Origin of the sequence: Micromonospora palomenae, assembly GCF_007829925.1 — a bacterium.
GTDB lineage: Bacteria > Actinomycetota > Actinomycetes > Mycobacteriales > Micromonosporaceae > Micromonospora > Micromonospora purpureochromogenes.
Genome location: NZ_VIXA01000001.1, coordinates 1,505,528 through 1,523,519, shown reverse-complemented (window position 1 = coordinate 1,523,519; position 17,992 = coordinate 1,505,528). Strand labels below are relative to the sequence as shown.

Annotated in this window: 14 protein-coding genes; 10 read left to right on the top strand and 4 right to left on the bottom strand. The window is 69.6% G+C overall.

The window, feature by feature from the left end; translation table 11 throughout:
• Nucleotides 1–502: 502 nt before the first annotated feature.
• The gene (locus FHX75_RS06875; RefSeq protein WP_246157749.1) at nt 503–1,555 is read right to left on the bottom strand and encodes an ATP-dependent DNA ligase; all 1,053 of its coding nucleotides are present in this window, start codon (nt 1,553–1,555) and stop codon (nt 503–505) included.
• Between the two features lie 175 nt (nt 1,556–1,730).
• On the opposite strand from FHX75_RS06875, the gene FHX75_RS06870 reads away from it, so the two are divergent.
• Nucleotides 1,731–2,405 carry an HNH endonuclease family protein gene (locus tag FHX75_RS06870; protein ID WP_154937196.1) on the top strand — a complete coding sequence of 225 codons (675 nt, stop codon included), beginning with the start codon at nt 1,731–1,733 and terminating at the stop codon, nt 2,403–2,405.
• 64 nt (nt 2,406–2,469) lie between these two features.
• Here the strand turns inward: FHX75_RS06870 and FHX75_RS06865 are convergent, their stop codons facing one another.
• Entirely contained in the window at nt 2,470–2,721 is a 252-nt protein-coding gene (locus FHX75_RS06865) for a hypothetical protein (RefSeq protein WP_154937194.1), read from the bottom strand.
• A gap of 223 nt (nt 2,722–2,944) precedes the next feature.
• A complete protein-coding gene (locus tag FHX75_RS06860; protein WP_246157748.1) occupies nt 2,945–3,322 on the bottom strand; it encodes an immunity protein Imm33 domain-containing protein in 378 nt (125 codons plus the stop codon).
• A gap of 284 nt (nt 3,323–3,606) precedes the next feature.
• Between FHX75_RS06860 and FHX75_RS06855 the strand changes: the two genes are divergently transcribed.
• Nucleotides 3,607–4,356 (top strand): hypothetical protein, encoded by a 750-nt coding sequence (locus FHX75_RS06855; RefSeq protein ID WP_154937192.1) that lies wholly within the window; start codon nt 3,607–3,609, stop codon nt 4,354–4,356.
• 107 nt (nt 4,357–4,463) lie between these two features.
• On the opposite strand, the gene FHX75_RS06850 is transcribed toward FHX75_RS06855, so the two are convergent.
• Nucleotides 4,464–5,321 carry a hypothetical protein gene (locus FHX75_RS06850; protein WP_154937190.1) on the bottom strand — a complete coding sequence of 286 codons (858 nt, stop codon included), beginning with the start codon at nt 5,319–5,321 and terminating at the stop codon, nt 4,464–4,466.
• Between the two features lie 171 nt (nt 5,322–5,492).
• Here FHX75_RS06850 and FHX75_RS06845 point away from each other — a divergent pair, with 171 nt between their 5' ends.
• The 8 genes from FHX75_RS06845 to FHX75_RS06810 all read left to right on the top strand — a co-directional run bounded on the left by FHX75_RS06845 (nt 5,493) and on the right by FHX75_RS06810 (nt 17,414).
• Nucleotides 5,493–7,358, top strand: coding sequence for an Hsp70 family protein (locus FHX75_RS06845; RefSeq protein ID WP_154937188.1), 1,866 nt, complete (start codon nt 5,493–5,495; stop codon nt 7,356–7,358).
• A gap of 181 nt (nt 7,359–7,539) precedes the next feature.
• Nucleotides 7,540–9,420, top strand: coding sequence for an AfsR/SARP family transcriptional regulator (locus tag FHX75_RS06840; protein WP_154937186.1), 1,881 nt, complete (start codon nt 7,540–7,542; stop codon nt 9,418–9,420).
• 225 nt (nt 9,421–9,645) lie between these two features.
• Nucleotides 9,646–12,552, top strand: a complete 2,907-nt coding sequence (locus FHX75_RS31490; RefSeq protein ID WP_154937184.1) for a BTAD domain-containing putative transcriptional regulator — start codon at nt 9,646–9,648, stop codon at nt 12,550–12,552.
• The gene (locus tag FHX75_RS31485) at nt 12,549–13,673 is read left to right on the top strand and encodes a DUF2637 domain-containing protein (protein WP_425463470.1); all 1,125 of its coding nucleotides are present in this window, start codon (nt 12,549–12,551) and stop codon (nt 13,671–13,673) included. The genes FHX75_RS31490 and FHX75_RS31485 overlap by 4 nt, the downstream gene beginning before the upstream one ends.
• 304 nt (nt 13,674–13,977) lie before the next feature.
• Nucleotides 13,978–15,045: a hypothetical protein gene (locus FHX75_RS06825; protein ID WP_154937182.1), complete on the top strand. Its 1,068-nt coding sequence runs from the start codon at nt 13,978–13,980 to the stop codon at nt 15,043–15,045.
• A 157-nt stretch (nt 15,046–15,202) separates the two neighbouring features.
• Nucleotides 15,203–15,529 (top strand): TraR/DksA family transcriptional regulator, encoded by a 327-nt coding sequence (locus tag FHX75_RS06820; protein WP_154937180.1) that lies wholly within the window; start codon nt 15,203–15,205, stop codon nt 15,527–15,529.
• A gap of 208 nt (nt 15,530–15,737) precedes the next feature.
• A complete protein-coding gene (locus FHX75_RS06815; protein WP_154937178.1) occupies nt 15,738–16,163 on the top strand; it encodes a DUF6924 domain-containing protein in 426 nt (141 codons plus the stop codon).
• A gap of 219 nt (nt 16,164–16,382) precedes the next feature.
• The gene (locus tag FHX75_RS06810; protein WP_154937176.1) at nt 16,383–17,414 is read left to right on the top strand and encodes an outer membrane protein assembly factor BamB family protein; all 1,032 of its coding nucleotides are present in this window, start codon (nt 16,383–16,385) and stop codon (nt 17,412–17,414) included.
• The last annotated feature ends 578 nt before the right edge of the window (nt 17,415–17,992 follow it).

Below are 17,992 nucleotides of genomic sequence, written 5' to 3'. Positions count from 1 at the left end.
TGACCTTATGAATGCTGTTCGGCCCGCCACAAGGACGCGGATGAACGCGGTCGATACCGAGCACCACATGGACTCCTCCAGGTGGCCGTGCTGGCTAGCCGGGTCGCACTTTGGCGGTAGCCAGCTCCGGTAGTTCTCTGCCCACATCGGCACGCAAGCTCCGCCCGCCCGTGATGGCCTGGGTTGGTCTATTGCTGGAAGCGAGGGCAGCCGGTCCCCGCGCCCGGTTGGTTGACGCGGGGACCGGTGGTCGGTGGCCTGCGGTCGGGGCTGCTCCACCTGCACGTGGCCGTGGCCAGCAGCCGGGCGGCGTCCTCGCCGACCATTTCAGCTTCTCCGCCAAGACGTTGGCGCGCTGCGGCCGCTCATGTGGCTGTGGATAACTCTCGTGCCTGTGGATAACGCCCTGATCATGTTCGGTTGTGCTAGCGCCGGACCGGGCGCGAAGGCTTCATGAAGTCGCGAAATGGCCGTCTCTGCCGGGTGACGGTGTTGCCGGGCCTCAAAACCGGCTGTTGAGCGGTGGTACGTCGGCGATGGCCAGGTCGAGGCGCGGGCGTCGGTAGCGGACGAGGTGGCGCCACCGGTGGTGCTCATAGGCGATGTCGACCTCGATCTCCGCGGCGACGGCGGGGAGGACCGGGGTGTAGGGGAGCGGCTGGGGCCGGTCCAGATGCCCCGTCCAGGAGGCGGGCAGTGGTTGCGGCCAAGGATGGACGGTCCCGTCTGGTGCCGAGGTGTGAGGGGCAAGCAGGTCGATCAGCTCCGCGCGCTGGGCGGGCCGCAGGGCGTGAGTCCGGCCGGTGTAGCGGAGTCGTCCGTGCTCGTCGAGGCGGCCGAGCAGGAGAGTCTCGAGATTGGCGAGGCTGGGGGTGACGCCGCCGATGATGGCCTCGGTGGTGTGGTAGGCGCGGTACTTATGCCAGCCACGCTTGCCGGGCTCGTAGCGGCTGTCCAGCCGTTTGATCATCAGTCCTTCGATGCCGGCGGCGGTCCAGGTGCGCAGCCACTCGGTGGCCTGCGCGACGTCGGTGCTCTGCGGTGACAGGGTCAGCTGTGCCGGGGCGTCGGCGAGCAGTGACGTCAGCAGGGCGCGCCGTTCGGCGAGCGGCTTGTCCAGCAGGGGAAGGCCGGGCGGTGCGCTGAGGAGGTCGAAGACCACGTAGTGGGCGGGGTGGCTCCTGGCCAGGGCGTCGCGGCCAGTCCCGGCGGTGACCCGCCGCTGCAACAGGGAGAAGTCGGTCCGTTCTCCCGCCCACACCACGAGTTCCCCGTCCAGCACGGCGCCGGGTGCCACCGCCTGGTTGACCGCCTCACGCACGTCAGGGAAGTAGGCGCCAAGGTCACGCCCGGCTCTGGACTGCAGATAGACCCCGTCCTGGTGGCGGAACGCCAGGGCACGCCAGCCGTCCCACTTCGGCTCATAGGACAGGCCGTGGCCTGCCGGCACAATCTCGACGGGTTTTGCCAGCATCGGCGCGACCGGTGGCCGCAACATGCCACCGGCATCGGGTGGGCTGGCGCGCCGGCGGCCAGGGCTCACCGCGAGACACACCTTGGGCGGACCTGAATACCCCTCACCTCCTCCCTTCATGGTTGGACCGGGGTGGCGGGCGGCGCGGGAAGATGCCGAACAGTCGATGCCTGTACGACATCCCTTTACAGGCACGCCCTTCGATCGACATGATCGTTAGAGACGGTAGCCGTCCACCACCACGAGGAGGCCCGCCATGTCGATCACCCAAACCTCTCCCCGATTCCCGCGCGCCAGACGACACGCCGCCGCGCTCGCCGTCGCGGCACTCGCGGGAACCTTGCTGGCCGGCGTGAACCCGCAGCCCGCCTCGGCCACGCCTCCCGGCATCCCATCGAAAGCCACGGCGCAGTCCCAGCTCAACGCCCTGACCGTGGCGGCGCAAGGCTCGACCAGCGGCTACTCACGGGACCTGTTCCCGCACTGGATCACCATCAGCGGCAGCTGCAACACCCGCGAGCAGGTCCTCAAGCGCGACGGCACCTCCGTCGTCGTCGACAGCTCCTGCGCGGCCATCTCCGGCCGCTGGTACAGCCCCTACGACGGCGCCACCTGGTACGCCGCCTCCGACGTCGACATCGACCACGTCGTGCCCCTGGCAGAGGCGTGGCGCTCCGGCGCCAACTCCTGGACCACCAGCCGGCGGCAGAGCTTCGCCAACGACCTCACCCGCCCCCAGCTGATCGCGGTCACCGACAACGTCAACCAGGCCAAAGGCGACCAGGACCCCTCGACCTGGCAACCGCCCCTGTCGTCCTACCGATGCACCTACAGCAAGATGTGGATCACCGTAAAATACAGCTGGGGCCTGACCCTGCAATCGACGGAAAAGTCCGCCCTGCAGAGCATGCTCAACACCTGCAGCTCCTGACCGCACAGATCCGGCCGGCGGCGCCGTCTCTCGGGATGCGACCGCTGGCCGGACCCTTCTGCCGTCACTGAGGTGGGGACGAAGCGGCGTCACCGTCTTGCTTGCGCCAACTGCCGCCCGCGTCCGCGGCGAGCAGGCGCTGGATCATGGCGAGGGCTTCGGGCTCGGTGTCGAAATCCCACCGCAGTACCCGACCCGTCTCGGCATCGCCAGCGCGGGCGATGACCTTCCACCGAACCTCGCGGGTCAGCCACACGTCCCGGCGGCCCAGCCGGCCCCAGATGCCATTCCACCAGCGCCCCGCCACCTCCCGCACCACCGCATCGTACAAGCGTTCGACTGGCGCTGTCGGGCGAGCCGCTGTTCGAGGGCGGTGTGGCGGCTTGCACCGATGGTGGCCGCCCACTTCGCGCTACGTCGGGTCGTTGCGCCGTGTCGGGACTGGGCGCGGTGCTCGGGACCGCGCATCTCGCCGCGGTTCAGTGCCGGAGAATGCCAGGGCTGGCCTACCTGCGGGGCCTGGTGCTGCCGAGCCAAGGTCAGACGTCGAGGAGAGTCTCGTCGTACCAGACGTCCTCGTAGCCGGGTGCCAGTACCACGCCCCAGCCCGGTGGAAGAGCGAGATACGGCCCAAGCTCCGGGGCGTATTCGTGCAAGTGCTCGACATGCAAGGGTGCGAAGAAGTTGTCGTCTTCCCGGGGAATCGCCTGGCCGCGCCACACGAACCAGCCGTTGCTGCTACCGGCGATCGGGTGCCGCAGGGCGTTGAGCGGCTCCAAGTGCCGGGGGCGCGACAGTGCGAGGCCGACCATCGTCCGCTGTCCGGGCGGCACCGGCTCGACCGCGAAGCGTCGACACGTGTCGTGTTGCGCAGCCGAGACACCGAAGCCCGACCTGCGTCGACGCCAACTGATCATGTCGCCCATCATGTGAAGTCGAACCGTCACAGGTCAATCGGAGTGCGACAGCCGGCTGATCCGTCAACCACCACTCACGCTTCGCAAAGGATGACGAACACGTGCGTCCTCTCCCGGTAGACCTGCAGCTTGACGTGGACGGATCAGCCGGCGACCTGAGAGAGGTCGCGTACGAGTGGCTGGAGGGGGTGTCAGCGCGGCTGTTGCCTGACGAGCGGAACGCGCTGGCTCCCCTCCCTGGCCGGGTATCAAGGGGTCTGGGGGAACCGGGATCACTGTTCGGCGTGCTCGGCGTGACGCGTGGCGGTATCGACGCGCCGCCGAAGTCGACCGAGCGCAACTGCTCCGTGTCGGGATTCACGTGGTTGCGGAAGGAGTTGGCCGACCTTCCCGCGATGGCGACTCTTGAGATCGGCACCTTCGATGAACGCGGGCATCGAGCGGAGCGACAACTGGGTCTCAGCGTTCGGCACCACCCTCTGTCGCCCGGGTGGCTTCGACTTGCTGTGTTGAAGGACGACCGGCCGCTCGACGGATCCGCTGACAGCCTGAGCGTCCAGCAGGAATGGTTAGACACCCTTCGTTTCTATGCGGAGAAATGGGACCCTGGATTCGGCCATATTTCCTACAGCTACGGACTCGGTGCCACGGCGCTGGAGGACTGCCTACCCCCGCGAAGTTACCCGCCGGAGCAGCGGGAGCCTGAGCGCACGGTGAATGAGTGCCGCCGCCTGCTGCGCGGCTATTCGTGGCTGACCATCGTGCCGAAGGAACTTGCCGCCCAGGTCGGCGGGCCAGCGGCCCTGTCGGCGACAGGAGCCTTCTGCCGGGTCGATGAGCTGCCCGGCGGTGCGCTGTGGCTACAGGCCACCGAGCGGTTCGAGGACTACCACGGCGAGATCGTGACTAAGGTCTTCGCTGCCCTCGCCCCGGTGCTGCGGCCCGGCCTGCCCGTCGAGACGCTCCGATACCCCGGTCAGCCTCCACACCTGCTTGTTTTCGAGGACGCGGCAGAGCACACCGGAAGGGGGTAGGCCCTGCAGCCCCGGCCGGTACGGCCCTACAGGGTCAGTCGCCTTCGCAACCAGAGCACCCGGCGGCTATCGCAGCACCACCGAAGCCGGGCTCTGCGTGCCGCTGATCACGGTATCGGCAGCCCATGCGGATCGATGTGCTGGACGCTCACCCGTTCGGTCATCACAGCGAGGTCGGCGAAGGGCCACCAAGGTCCGGACGTCAACGCCACTTCCCGGCAGCCCTTCCAGCCGGGGTTCGGGGTGGTGCCGAACGCGGTGCGGTAGGTGTCGATGGCGGCGAGGACGACGAGGTCGGGGTAGAAGTGCCAGGCGGGATCGAAGAACCGATCTTTGGCGTCCGGTAGGCAGTACTGCACGACGGCGCGTGCCTCGTCTTTCTGTTCGACCCCGGTGTGATGATCCTGCCAGTACCGCACGGCACGCAAAGGGTAGCTGCGCACTGCCGTGCCCAGCGCGTCCCAAGCCGGGCGCAGCACCTGCTCATAGGTGCTGCGCACGGCGGTCAGGACTGGTCGCAGCGCTGCCCGCTCTGCGGGCAGGACGGGTGAGCAGAGGTAGGGGTGTTCCATCAGGTCGTAGCGTTCGTCCATGCCGTCGTAGCGTTGTTCGCCGTAGTAACCCTTCCACTCGAAGAAGTGGTGGAAGGCGCCGAACGCCTTGCTCTGTTCGAGGTCGGATGCCTTCTGCCACAGCGGTGCCCGCGCCGTGGACAGGGCCTGTTGGAGAACGTCGCGGCGCACCTGGCGCACCAGCGGCGTGTGGCCTTGGGCGATGTGGCGCCCGAGCTGATCTATGGCCTCGTGCAGCGATGTGCACCAGATGAATCGGGTAGGTGCCGGGAGGTCGGCAGCGCGGTAGGCCGCCCGGGCGGCGGCTTCGGCGGCTTCTCGGTCCACGGGATCGGTCGCGGTAGCGGCTGTCGTCCAGAGGGCTGCGACGTCGTCGGGGGATACGGGCGTCATTCGTGGTTGCACGGTGTCATCCAATCCGTGGCGGTCAAGGTAACCAAGTGGGTGAAGCGATCGAGGGCGGTAGGTAGGACGTCGGATTTTTTCTCCAGCCCCTGCCGCCGTTGGTGGCTGTGCGTGATTCATGGGTGACGTGCCAGTGATCCTCATGTTTGACTGGGGTCTATGCGACCGGGGGAGGCGCGGCTAGCGATCGATTGCGGCAGTGCCACCACGACCGCGGTCGTCGCCTGGCCGGACGGTCGATGGTTTCCGCTGCAGTTCGACGGTGGGCCGGCACTGCCCAGCGCCGTGTACCTGTCCGACGACGGGAACATCCTCACCGGACAGCGGGCCTGGCAAGCGGCGGCCGCGGAGCCGCGACGGTTCATCCCGGCGCCTCGACGCTCCGCCGAGCAGACCCTCACCGTCGCCGGCACTGAAGTCGACGCATTGGACCTTGTCGTGGCGACCCTGCGCCGCGTGGCCGGTGAAGCGCAGCAGGCGGTAGGCGTCGCGGTGGAGGACGTGCGCGTGGTGGTGCCTGCGGGGTGGGGGCCCCGGCGGCGGACGTGGATGCGGCACGCCGCGCACCGCGCTGGCCTGCCGCAGCCTCGCCTGGTGGAAGCCCCGGTGGCCGTGGCCGGCCAGCTGCTGACCGAAGGGGTGCAGCTGCCGGTGGGCGCGTTCTTCGTCGTCTGCGATGTCGGCGCTACCGCGGAGGTCAGCGTTCTGAGGCGTGGCCCGGCAGGATTCGAGGTCCTGGCAACCCTCACCGACCTGGACGCCGGCGGCAGCGCCATCGACGACGCGTTGATGGCCATGCTCGTCCCAGCGGCGACCGGTAGGAACGGCGAGCAGGCAGACAGGTGGGGCCTGACCGCCAGCGTGCAGGCGGGCAAGCACGCCCTTGCCCACCATCCGGCGGTCACCGTGCCCCTGCCCGGCGGCCCCGCCGCGGTGGTGAACGCTGCCCTGCTGGAGCAGGCCGCGCGGCCCGCGCTGGACCGAGTCGCTGAGTTGACGGTGGAAGCGATCGCCGCGGCGGAAGTCGACCGGGCCCATGTCGTGAGCATCTTCTGCGCCGGCGGGGTCGCTCACATGCCCCTGCTGGCGAAGACCCTCAACGCGGCGACCGGCATCAGCCCGGTCGTGGCGGCTGATCCTGACCTGGCCGCGGTGCGTGGTGCCGCCGACGTCGGCGCCGTCGTAGTCGGCGGCGGTGCTGTCGCGCCAGAGACGGCTGTGGTGCCGCCGGTGCGCAGGGCTGTCGCCATCGCGGTGCCCGGCTTCGCGTCCCTGGCATTGGTGGCGCAGTTCCTGCTCACCCCGGAGTGGATGGGAGGGATCCTCGGTGTCATTCCGGCCACGGCAATGCTGAACTGGGGTGAACTGGCCCTGGCCGCGGTGTTCGCCCTGATCGCCTGCCTCGGCGCCGGCACGGTCATCGCCTCAGCCATCGCCGCCCGCAACTCCACCGAGCCCAGCCCACCCGGCGCTCAGACCGGCACGGGCATCCTCGCCGCCGCGAGCATGGGCAGCGCGATCGCCGGCATGTACGCGGTCGTCGGCAGCCTCTACATCGAGACGGCCGTCGGGCCCTTCCTGCGGTGGGCGCTGCTGCCGATCGCCCCGATCATCGCGGTCGCGGCGGTGCTGGCACTGGTTGCCGCCCGCCAGTGGCGCACACCTGACGGCGGCTGGTCACAGCTTCTAGCCTTCCCCACCAGCTCGGTGGTGACGGCGGCCGCCGGGATGCTGTGCATCCAGTACTCCCTGACCGCCGACCGCTGGCCCAACATGATCCTGTTCATCGACATCACCGGCCGCCTCGGCGGACTGCTCCTCGGCGCCGGCACCATCATGGCGATAGTGCGCCAACCGCTGCTACGACTCATCCTCGGCGCCCCCATGGCCGTCATCACCGCCGCGCTCGTCAGCCCCCGCGCCACCGGAATCCTCGGCGTCATCTACGCAATCGCGGTCGCCATGTGGTGGATCCGCCAACTGTGGACCCGGATCCTACGACCGCACCCCCACCCGCACACATGAGCGCCTCCACCGACATGGACCCCCATCTCGCCGCAGGCGAAGCGGCTGGCGAAGCGGCTGCTTCCGGGTGGTGGTGGCGGTGAGATGGTCACAGCGTGTGGCAGGGCTTCTTGCGCTGTCGCTGCTGTTGGTCGTCCCGCCGCTGGTCCTGCTCAGGACCACTCGGTGGCCCATCCAAGACATGCCCACCGCTGAGCAGATACGGGACTGGGTGGCGCAGCCGCTGACGCAACGCACACTGACCGCCGGGTTGACCATGCTGGCTTGGTTGATCTGGCTGTTCGTCGCCTACACCGCCATCGCGGCCGCCGCCCGGCGGGTGCGCTCGGGCGCGCGGTGGCTGCGCCGCCTGCCGCTGCCCACGCCGCTGCAGGCCACCGCCACCAGCGTCGCGGGCGCGGCGGCCCTGGGCGCGGGCCACGCCGCTGTTGCCCAGCCTGCGGAACCGGTGGCCCCGGTCACCGCCTCCACCGTTGACGGCTCACCTATCAGCCCCGAACCCGCTGACACGGTGGGCGTGGGGGAGGGGGTCACCATCGCGGGAGGGTGGCTGCCCCGCGAGACGGCTGAGCAGGTAGCGGCTGCGTCGGTGCTGGTGTGGCTGCGTCGCCGCCGCGACTACCAACCCCTGACCGCGGCAGGACCGCCACACCATGACCTGGCGCCGCTGTCGCAGACCCTCGCAGCTGTCCGGGCGGCCCTGGACGCCACCACCCCCACCGACGGCCCGGCTGGACGGCCACCACCGGGCGAGGCTACGCCAGCGGGGCCGCCGACCGTGCTGCCAACGGCGGTCGCACTGACCGGGCCCGGCGCTCTACAAGCAGGCAGGGGAGTACTGGTCACCACACTGCTCGCCGCCGTGCGACAGCCGGCGGACGGAACGCCAACCGTGATCACCCGCACGGCCCTGACGATGCTGCTCGGCCCGGCCGCCGCCGTCGCACTGCAACAAGGGCTTCCCGGCCTGCAGACGACGGCCAGCCTCGACGACGCGCTGACGCTCGCCCACGGCACCGCACGCAAGATGCTGCTGATCAGCGAGACCGTGCCCGCGCCGGCGGGCGGCCGGTTGGCCGCTGTGCTCGATACCGGCACCCTCACCGCAGTGGTTCTCGGTACCTCGCCGGTCGGGGCGACGTGGCACGTCGACGTCCGCGGCCACACCAGCGAGGTCGGGCGGTCGCAGGAGGGCGGGCCGCGGCTGTGCGTGCTGGACCAGGTTGCCGCCACCGACCTGCTCGCGGTCCTCACCCTCACCCGGCCACCGCTGCAGCGCCAGTCAGCCGACGCCACGGTCGTTCCCCGCCCGCGGCCTCCCGCCGATCCGGTCACCCTCGGCGCAACGACGGCCGAAGTCGCGGAGCCGACGCCATCGGTTCACCTGCGGGTTCTCGGCAAACCCGCCGTCCTCGTCGACGGGCGACCCGTCGCGGTCCGCCGCAGCGCCGCCTGGCAGGGCCTCATCCTTCTCGCTGTTCACCCTGAGGGCCTGGGCGCCCGGCAGCTGACCGAGGCCATCTGGCCGGGCATACCGGCCCACACCGTCACGGGCCGCCTCTACACCACCCTCAGCGACCTGCGCCGCACCATCGGCGCGGCTGCTGTACACCACCGTGACGACCGCTACCGCCTCGACCCGGACCACGTCGACGTCGACCTGTGGCGCCTACGCGCGGCAGCCCAGCACGCCGCTACCGCCCTCACCGACCGCCCCGGCGCCTGGCAGAAGGTCATCGACACCTACACCGGCGACCTCGCCACCGGCCACACCTGGGCCTGGATCGACCCGCCGCGCGAAACGACCCGCCGACTGGTCATCGACGCCTACGCCGCCGCGGCCGCCGCCCAACCCGAACCACACCGCGCCTTGGAGCTGCTGGAAGCGGCGCTGCGCGTCGACCCCTACAACGCGCACCTGCACCGCCGCGCCGCCGAAGCCCTCACCGCCATCGGTGACGAAAGCGGCGCAGCGCAGCTCCTGCACAACTACACCCATCGCCTCGCCGACGCCGGGCTCGCACCCATCCTCCTGGGTCAGACGACACCTTCCACGCGGTAAGCCACCCAGGGCCGTGGCTGCCTCGGCGAGTGGACCTTGCCGCGCGTCGCTGACCTGCGCGTGTAAGGCCGTGTGAGGTGGTGTGAGGGTCTGTCAGCCGCCGGCCCCTGCCCCCCACACCCCGCCCGCTCCTAGCGTCGATCACGAACCACGCCGACCACATGGCAAGGGGAGAGGAGGCGTCAGGTGAAATCCACGTCGGGCGTTTTGGGCGCCATCAGCGCCGTGACTCTCGTGTCCGCCGGCTACGCCGCGTTGCTGCACGCGAGCCTGTTGCCGGCACCGCGGCTGCCGTCCGCGGCACAGACCCGGGCCTGGATCGCGCAGCCGTTGACCGAAGGCTTCATCGTCTTCCTCGCACAGGCCGCGGGCGGTGTTCTCGCCGTCTACCTCGTCACCGCGATGACCACCCGCGTGGCCGTCCGCCTCACCCGCGCCGCCCGTTGGCTGGCCGTACTGCACCTGCCCGGCCCGATGCAGAGCCTGGCCGCCGCGCTGCTCGGCGCCACCGCGGCCACCGCCACCGCGGCGGGCATCCCCGCCGCTGCTGCCGCGACGAACACCGCCGACACCGACGGGCAACCGGCCGGGCGCGGCGCAAGCACCGAAGCCGGGAACGCCGCTGACGCCTCCCAGCAGCCGTCGGCGGCGGCGCACGACACCGGGCCGAGACGCCCGACCTACACCGTGCGGCGCGGTGACACCCTCTCCTCGATCGCCGCGCGGCACCTCGGCGACGAGCACCGCTGGCCCGACCTGTACCACCTCAACCGCGGCACCCGCTTCCCCCACCCCGGCGGCACGCTGCGCGACCCGAACCTCATCCGCCCCGGCTGGACCCTCACCCTGCCCACCGACGCCCCCCGCGCACCGCAGCGCACCGCCCCACCGCCGCAGCAGCCCGAGACCGCAACCCCTGGGCCCGCCCCCACGACCGCACCGTCGACCGGACCGGGAACCACCACCGGCGCACCTGGCCCGGCGGCCACGAGCGCACCGGAAAGTCCCACGCCCGCCACACCCACCTGTGCCGGCGACCGCGCAGGCGGTGCACCCGACCGCCGCAGCGACGCCGCGCGGCGCGGGATCAGTCTGCCCAGCGGCAGTTGGGTCGATCTCGGCCTCGCCCTCGCGATCGCCGCCGCGGTCACTGTGGTGTGGGCACACCGGCAACGGCGCTACGTCCCCCGCACAGTCCCGACGCCGCACCGCCTGGACACCCCGGACCTGGCGCCGATGCCCCGCGTCATCGCGCACATCCGCCGCGGCCTACGCCGGGCCTCCGTCAACCGGCCCGACCTCCACACGTCGGCGAACCGGCGCGGCGCCGACCACGACGATGTGGACAACCTTGACAACGGCCCCCTGCCCCTCCGTCCGGACGCCGACAGCGGCACCCCGCTGCCGGTGGTGCCGGCGTTGGACAACCCGCTTGCGGCGCTGTGGCCTCCGGCCGGGCTCGGCCTGACCGGGCCCGGCGCGGACGCCGCCGCCCGCGGACTGCTCACCGCGGCCCTCGCGACGGGCGGTGTGGACCAGCCCGAGGCGCGCACCGAAGTGGTCATCTCGAAGATGACCGCGGTGACGCTGCTCGGCGACGCGGCCCTCACTCTGCCCCGCACACCCCGGCTGACCGTCACCGCCGACCTCGACGAAGCCCTGGACCTCTGCGAAGCGCAGACGATGCACCGCACCCGCCTGACCTGTCAGCACGAGGTCGACACCGTCGCCGACCTGCGCCGCGCCGCCCCCTACGAACAGCCCTTCCCGCCGGTCCTGCTGATCGCCGAGGCCACCAACCGCCACGACCGCGCCCGCGCCGCGGCCCTGCTCGTCCAAGGCCAACGTCTGGACATCCGCGGCGTGCTGCTCGGCGACTGGCCCGACACCGTCACCGTCACCGTCGCCGCCGACGGCACCACCACCCCCGCCGACGGTGAAGGCGCTAGCCAGGGCAGCCACCGCGCCGACGTCGGCCGTCTCGCCGTCCTCAACCCCGCAGAGACCACCGACCTGCTCACCACCCTCGCCGAGTCCCACACCGGCCAGCCGCCAGCCCCCGCACCTTCCCCACCCACACCCCAGCCACCGGCCGAGACGTCCGGCTGCAGCGCGCCCGCCACTCCCACCGACCGCAGCGCACCGGCCGTGACGGCTCCGGCCGGCAGCCATGCCGACGACGCCTCCGACGGCACGGCAGCAGCGCACCACGTGCAGCACACACCCACCGATGTCGCATGCGGCACCGAGAGCGATCAGCAGCTTGCGCCCGCGGAATCAGCCACAGCCAGCGGTCAAGCCGCGGCCGGGCAGCAGACAGCAAACAACCCGCACGACGGCAGGCTCAGGCGTCCGGTGCGCGTGCGGGTGTTGGGCACACCCGGCGTCGTCGACGGCGACCCGCAGCGCACCCCACGCGCCAAATCCCTGGAACTGCTGGTCTACCTGGCCGTGCACGACGGAGCAGCCTCGACGGAGGCGATCCTCGACGACCTGCTTCCCGACGCCCCGACCAGCAAGGCCGCCGGCCGGCTCTACACCTACGTCTCCGGGCTCCGCGCCGTCCTGCGCCACACCGGCGGCCCCGGCAGCTACGTCAACCACCCCGGCCACCGCTACCTGCTAGACCGCGACGTGCTCGATGTGGACCTGTGGCGGATGCGGGCGGCGATCCGCGAGGCCGGCCAAGCCAACGACGCGCAAACCCGCACCGCCGCGCTGCGCCGCGCCGTCGATGCCTACACCGGGCCCCTAGCAGAGGGCTGCGACTACGAGTGGGTCGAGCCCTACCGCGAAGCGATCCGCCAGGACGCCCTCGACGCCCACCTCGCCCTCGCCGACGCCCTCGCCGGCGAACCCGCGCAGCAAATCGCCGTGCTCGACGCGGCCATCGCCAACCACCCGCACCACGAGGCCCTCTACCGCTCGGCGATGCGCGCCCACGCCCAGTTGGGGCACCTGGACGTCATCCGCGCCCTGCGCCGCCGGCTGACCCACGCCCTCGCCGAGATCGACGCCGAACCCGACGACGACACCCTCGCCCTGGCGGACCGGCTCGTCGCCCAGATCCAACGCACCCCGCGCCCCTGCCCGTCGCCCGCGCCCCGCTACGACGGCGAGACTGCGGCATGAGCAGCGCGACGACACCCGTCACCGCTGAGGTGAGCGAGGTGGACCGGCGGCACCTGCGGCGGCTGCGGTGGGCGGTGCGCGCCGTGCTCGCCCTCGGCGTCGCCGCGTCGATCGCGGCGAACGTGCTGCACGCCCGACCCAACCCGATCAGCCAGGTCATCTCGGCGTGGCCGCCGCTGGCGCTGATGCTCACCGTCGAGCTGATCTCCCGCGTACCCACCCACCAGCGGGCGCTGGGAATACTGCGACTGGCCGCCGCCGCACCGATCGCCGCCATCGCCGCGTGGGTCAGCTACTGGCACATGGCCGGCGTCGCCGCCCGCTACGGCGAAACCGAAGCCGCCGCCGCCTACCTGCTACCGCTGTCCGTCGACGGGCTCGTCGTGGTCGCCAGCGTCAGCCTCGTCGAAATCACCGGCCGGCTGCGCGCCACGCCACCACGCCCTGCGGCTGCCCCCGGGTCGACCACGGCCGGCCACCAGTCGCGGCCCGGCAACGCCACACCGTACGTTCCGCTTGCAGCCGAGACCGAGTCCGAGGCTGCGAGCGGGACTGCTCTCCATCTTGCGACTCCGGTTATCCCGGGGCGGACGCAGGGATCGCAACCCGTTGCGCCCGTCGCCGTAGCCGCCCACACGCGGCGCCTGCCCGAGTCGCCACCGGCCACACATTCGCGTCAGCAGCCTTATCGCAACGGCACGCACACGGGTGACGACAGGCGAGCGGCGTCAGCGGACGATGACCGCACCAGCGCCGAAGCCGTCGGACAGCGTGGCAGTGGTCAAGTGAGCGGTCACCATCCTGCCGACGCCCACCCGGGCCTGCACCCCGTCGCGGCGGGGGTAACCGATCCTGCCGCGCAGACACCCGGACAGTCCCTCGTGGACTCCACCGACGCGCAGCACCGGCCGGGTGAGGATGCGGTGCCGACGGACACCGCCGCAGCGGTGGCGTACTGGCACGGTCGCGATCCGACGCTGCACCCGTCGGAGATCGCTGCGCGGATCGGCCGGTCTGAACGCACCGTCCGCCGCTACTGGCCGCCACGGCCCCACAGCAGCGGGCCGCAAGTCAACGGTCCCCTCGCCGGCAGCCGCAGGAACGGGCGGGCGGCATCGTGACGTCCCGTTACCAGCGAGTCGGCATTGACCGTATGGCCCATCCGCTTCTGCCGATAGCAGTGCACTTGATCAAGCTAGTCGAGGCGAGGCATACCACAACGAAAAGGGCGGACCGTCTCAATGATCAGTCGCAGGACTTGAAGTCGGCGATATCTATTAGCGGATAGCTGTCGCTCGCAATTTCAAGCTACCTCTGCGGCTAGGACTTGCCGTACGTTGACGGGTAGGTGTATCTCGCTACACTTAGCGGCGACGGGAGGTCATGTTGACGCGACGCACGAGGTTGACCCGACGCATGAGGATAGTGACGTCGGCCCTTCTCTTCGTCTTCACTGTAGTCATCGGAATCGCTATCAACAAGGTCACGGACACGTTCACTTGGGCCTGGGCCGGGGCCTTGGCGACGCTGGTCCTCGGTGGCGTTGCGGTACAGATCACTGCCACCCGTCTGCAGGAGGGAGCAACAGAGCCTGCTATAGACGAAGGCGCGATCGCGCAGCAAACATTCGCCGTCACGGGCGGCATCGTCGTTAATCCTATTCAAAAGCTCGTAGTGGGCGTCTCAGGACGGTCCTTGGCCGTCATGGCAGCGTCGATGGCCGTCGTGGCAGCGTTAACCTTCCTGCTCGCTTTGCTTGCCGTCGCTATTGATCGAAGAGCTGACGATGCTGGTGGGGGACCACTCAAGTCGCAGGACACTGAGACCGGTAACCCTCGACTCGACGGCCCCGATCCGTACCTTTACGTCGGTTTCGATAACAGCGTCCACCTGGCCCGTAAGCAGACCTGTGCAGGACTGTTCGGACTTTGTTTGGGGCAACCGGTCCAGCTTGCGCTCGACTCGTTCGGTACCACTGAGGTCGACGGCTTTCCGCAGAATGGAGGGCGGCCGGGAGCAACGTGCCACCGCTGGCATCCCAAACACTTGGACACGGTCACTGTGTGCGACTTCGCCGGCGCAATCGAATCGATACGCTACGACTCCCTGTCGAGCACCTCTTTGACACTGGCCGCTCCACAAGACGTGGTAGTCGAGTTTCCCGCTACCCTGCCGATACAGGCCTCATTGATCACGGAGGCATTTAAGAACAAGCCGTTCTCGTCAACGTACGTGCCGGGCGAGGGGGAGGGGATCTTCGGGATGGACTGGTTCTTGCCCCAAGAAGCCGAAGGTACACCTGATGCCTACCTGTCTATCGTAGCCCGCGTGCCCGGCCTGTTCGAGATTGATGGAAGGCTATGCTTGGGTGAGGATGATGTCTACTATCCATACGATGAGCTTCTCCGAAGCGGCGAGATGGCGATCATTACCAGCGTCGAGGTCAACCTGACTAAGGCCGGATATCTCCGAGGCCCGAAGAATTGCAAATAGCCTGTGGCTGTAACGTCCGCATCACGGCGGATTGTTTTACTATCGTGCCGCTGACAGCGCGTTGGTAGCGCCTGGCGCCGTGCGCTGTCATGCCGCCACCCGTGCGCGTCCCCTCCATGGCCTGTCTGTGCCGGCTGGAGGCCGTTAGGCTACACATATGGTCCGGGATGAACTGCTGCGGCTGCGAGCGAGGGCGGAGGCTGAGGCGGCGACGCTGGCCCAGGATCTGGAGGCGCTGTTCCTGGCATCGCGGGATTCGAATGCCGACGACGAGCACGACCCGGAGGGCGCCACCATCGGCTTCGAACGCGCCCAGTTGACCGCGCTGCTGGCCGGGGCGCGGGAGCGGATCGCCGACGTTGACGACGCGCTGCGTCGGGTGGACGCGGCGACCTACGGCGTCTGCGAACGATGCGGGCAGCCGATCGGCGATGAACGGCTCGCCGCGCGGCCGTTCGCCCGCTTCTGCATGGCATGCGCATAGGGCATCAAGGAGAGTGAACACTGGGGGCGCTCACTAATTCCAGCGAAGCGTTTACGCGGGCCACGACCAGATGCGCTCAACTGCCGCAGACTGTGCGCTTGCGCTACGCAGCGTCACCGCACTGGATCTAGCCGGCACCCCGGTCGCGGCGAGAACATTGCGCCTCCTAGCGCGACCGGAGGAACGTTCGCCTCGCTACGCTTTTGCCGTGGCCGATCTACCAGAGACGTGGTGCGTTCCGGTCGTGCGTGCGGACTTCCGCGACGACGGTGTGTGGGAGCAGTTCAAGGACGAGATCGTCACCCCCACGGAAGAGGGCTTCGTGGCCAGTGTCGAGTTCGTCGAGGACCGAGCGCTGATTGGCCTCAGCGGTGCGGAAATCGCGGCCAGCTATCCTCACGCCTACCCGCGTCAGTACAGGCACCCGGTGGTGTTCGTCGTCGACGCCGTCACCGTCTCACTGCCGGAGCATCCCCTGCTCGTCGTTAATCTGAAGGAAGGGGACGAGACAGGTCCGTTCAGGACACTGCCACGGCAGGTCCAGGCGATTGAGAACAACCTGTCGATCGTGAACATGGACTTCTTTGAGTTCGCGCGTTCGGCAGGCCCGGACGGCGTGTTTCGAGGCTTCTAAGCGCAACGCCGGCCGGCCCACGCCGCGCCCGGATTCACTGATCTGCCGCCGTGCGTGCGCGCCGGCCGTTGGATCGTTCGTCACCGCCCATAACTGGCGTTCGTAGGCGTGAGCATCCTACTTTGCCGAGTTGAGTGCGTGGCGTTCGCGTCAGCCAGCGAGCCGTATTCGACGATCGCAGGTTCCTCCGCACGTACTGAGGTACGTGACACTGGGGTGGTGGATCAGTCGATGGAGATGCTGTGGTCACGGCCTTTGCACGTGCGGTCGAGCCCGACGGCAGTGGCGGCGACATCCGATTCCCTCATCGTGGCGGAGCGACACTCGCGCCTGGTCCGGCTTGACCCGAGCAGCGGGGCGCCGCTATGGGAACAGCGCGTCGAGGACTGCTGGGGCACCGCGGTCGTCGCGGAAGAACGGTGTCTCTATCTAAGCCAGACAGGTGTTCTGCATTGCTTCGACCTGTGCAGTGGACGCCGCATGTGGTCGACCCCGGGTCTGCGATTCCATCATTACGTCAGCGTCAGCGGAACCGTCGTCGTCCTAGGCGGCTGGCGCGGCTACCACCCGCTGATGCGAGTTGACCTCACGGATGGCACGTGTCTCGCGGGCGATCCGACGTTCGCCCCAGGCATTGCGTTGGTCTGGCCTCTGCCGCTTCGGCTCAAGCCAGAGTCGGGTTCCGCCGCCGATGCGGTGCTCCTCGCCAGTACCAGTCAGCCAGCACTCCGACTGCTGGACACTCGAACCGGCGCTGAACTGGGTGCGTGGCCGCTGCCGGCGCCGGTGCATTGCCCTGACTCCGGCAACGCCTACAGGGTCGGCGACGACGGCCGCATCGTCTTCATCAGCGGCAGGCGCACCGTCATGGCCTTCCACCCCGCCAGTGGCGTGGAAGTGCTGTGGCAGCACGAACGGGACCTGCCACCACTGCCACCGATCCTGAGTGATGGCACGCTGTTGCTGGCCGGAGCCTCCTGCGTCACGGTCGTCGACCTAGTCAATGGTGGCCGCACTGAGGTGACGTCCCTATCTCCCGGCGCCGCCTGCGCTGCCGTGGCCGTGCCCGGTGGTGCGTTGTTCGCCCGCACCGACGGCGACCTCATCACCATCGACCGCGTCGGTCGGCTCCGCGCCCGAGTGCGGCTGCCAGCACCCATCGACGGCTTGTTCTCCGGGGGCGGTTCTCTCGTGCACACCATCGGCAAAGGGCACCTCACCACGCTCAAGGTCTCGAGCATGCAGAACTGACCACCCTTGACGGTTGACCATCATCCGCGGATGCCCAGGCCCCGTCTGGGTGCGCGAGCCAGCCAACGGGCGGAGCGCCATCCGGACATGCCGCTGCCCGCGCGTTTCGACGGGCCGTCGAGTCCGCCCAGCGGCGCCGCCTGCCCCACCTGCATCGACGCACGTCAAGCCGTCCTTGACGTCCGGCGACCATGCTGTCGGTGGCCTCAGCGCGACCCGTCAGCGAGACAGGGCGGATGTCGACCTGCTCGCCCCATGCCCATCGGCCGGCCCTCAACCCGGTGGATCCACGGACGCTCGTCTTCCGCGACCGGGTCGGGCGCGCACTGCGCCGGTCGAAACTTCCGCCGGCACGTCCGGGAGACGCCCTGTGAGCTGGGCCGGAGCCCGTACCCCGAATAGGGACGACCCCCGTCGGGGGGAGCCTGGTCGATGTTGCCGGGCAGTGGCAGCGGGTGTCGTTCCCTGTGGTCCCGCCCTCGGTGTCATGCCGGCTGTGACCATTGGAGTCGGTCGCGCACCACAGCGTTCGCTGATTTTCTGCTGACGCGGTGCCTCCTTGACCCCACAACCGCGCC

Excerpts from the sequence above, each read along its gene's own strand:
- FHX75_RS06845 (WP_154937188.1), top strand. The coding sequence starts at position 5,493 with ATGCGACCGGGGGAGGCGCGGCTAGCGATCGATTGCGGCAGTGCCACC.
- FHX75_RS06870 (WP_154937196.1), top strand. The coding sequence starts at position 1,731 with ATGTCGATCACCCAAACCTCTCCCCGATTCCCGCGCGCCAGACGACAC.
- FHX75_RS06860 (WP_246157748.1), bottom strand. The coding sequence starts at position 3,322 with ATGATCAGTTGGCGTCGACGCAGGTCGGGCTTCGGTGTCTCGGCTGCG.
- FHX75_RS06820 (WP_154937180.1), top strand. The coding sequence starts at position 15,203 with ATGGTCCGGGATGAACTGCTGCGGCTGCGAGCGAGGGCGGAGGCTGAG.
- FHX75_RS06850 (WP_154937190.1), bottom strand. The coding sequence starts at position 5,321 with ATGACGCCCGTATCCCCCGACGACGTCGCAGCCCTCTGGACGACAGCC.
- FHX75_RS31485 (WP_425463470.1), top strand. The coding sequence starts at position 12,549 with ATGAGCAGCGCGACGACACCCGTCACCGCTGAGGTGAGCGAGGTGGAC.
- FHX75_RS06840 (WP_154937186.1), top strand. The coding sequence starts at position 7,540 with ATGCCCACCGCTGAGCAGATACGGGACTGGGTGGCGCAGCCGCTGACG.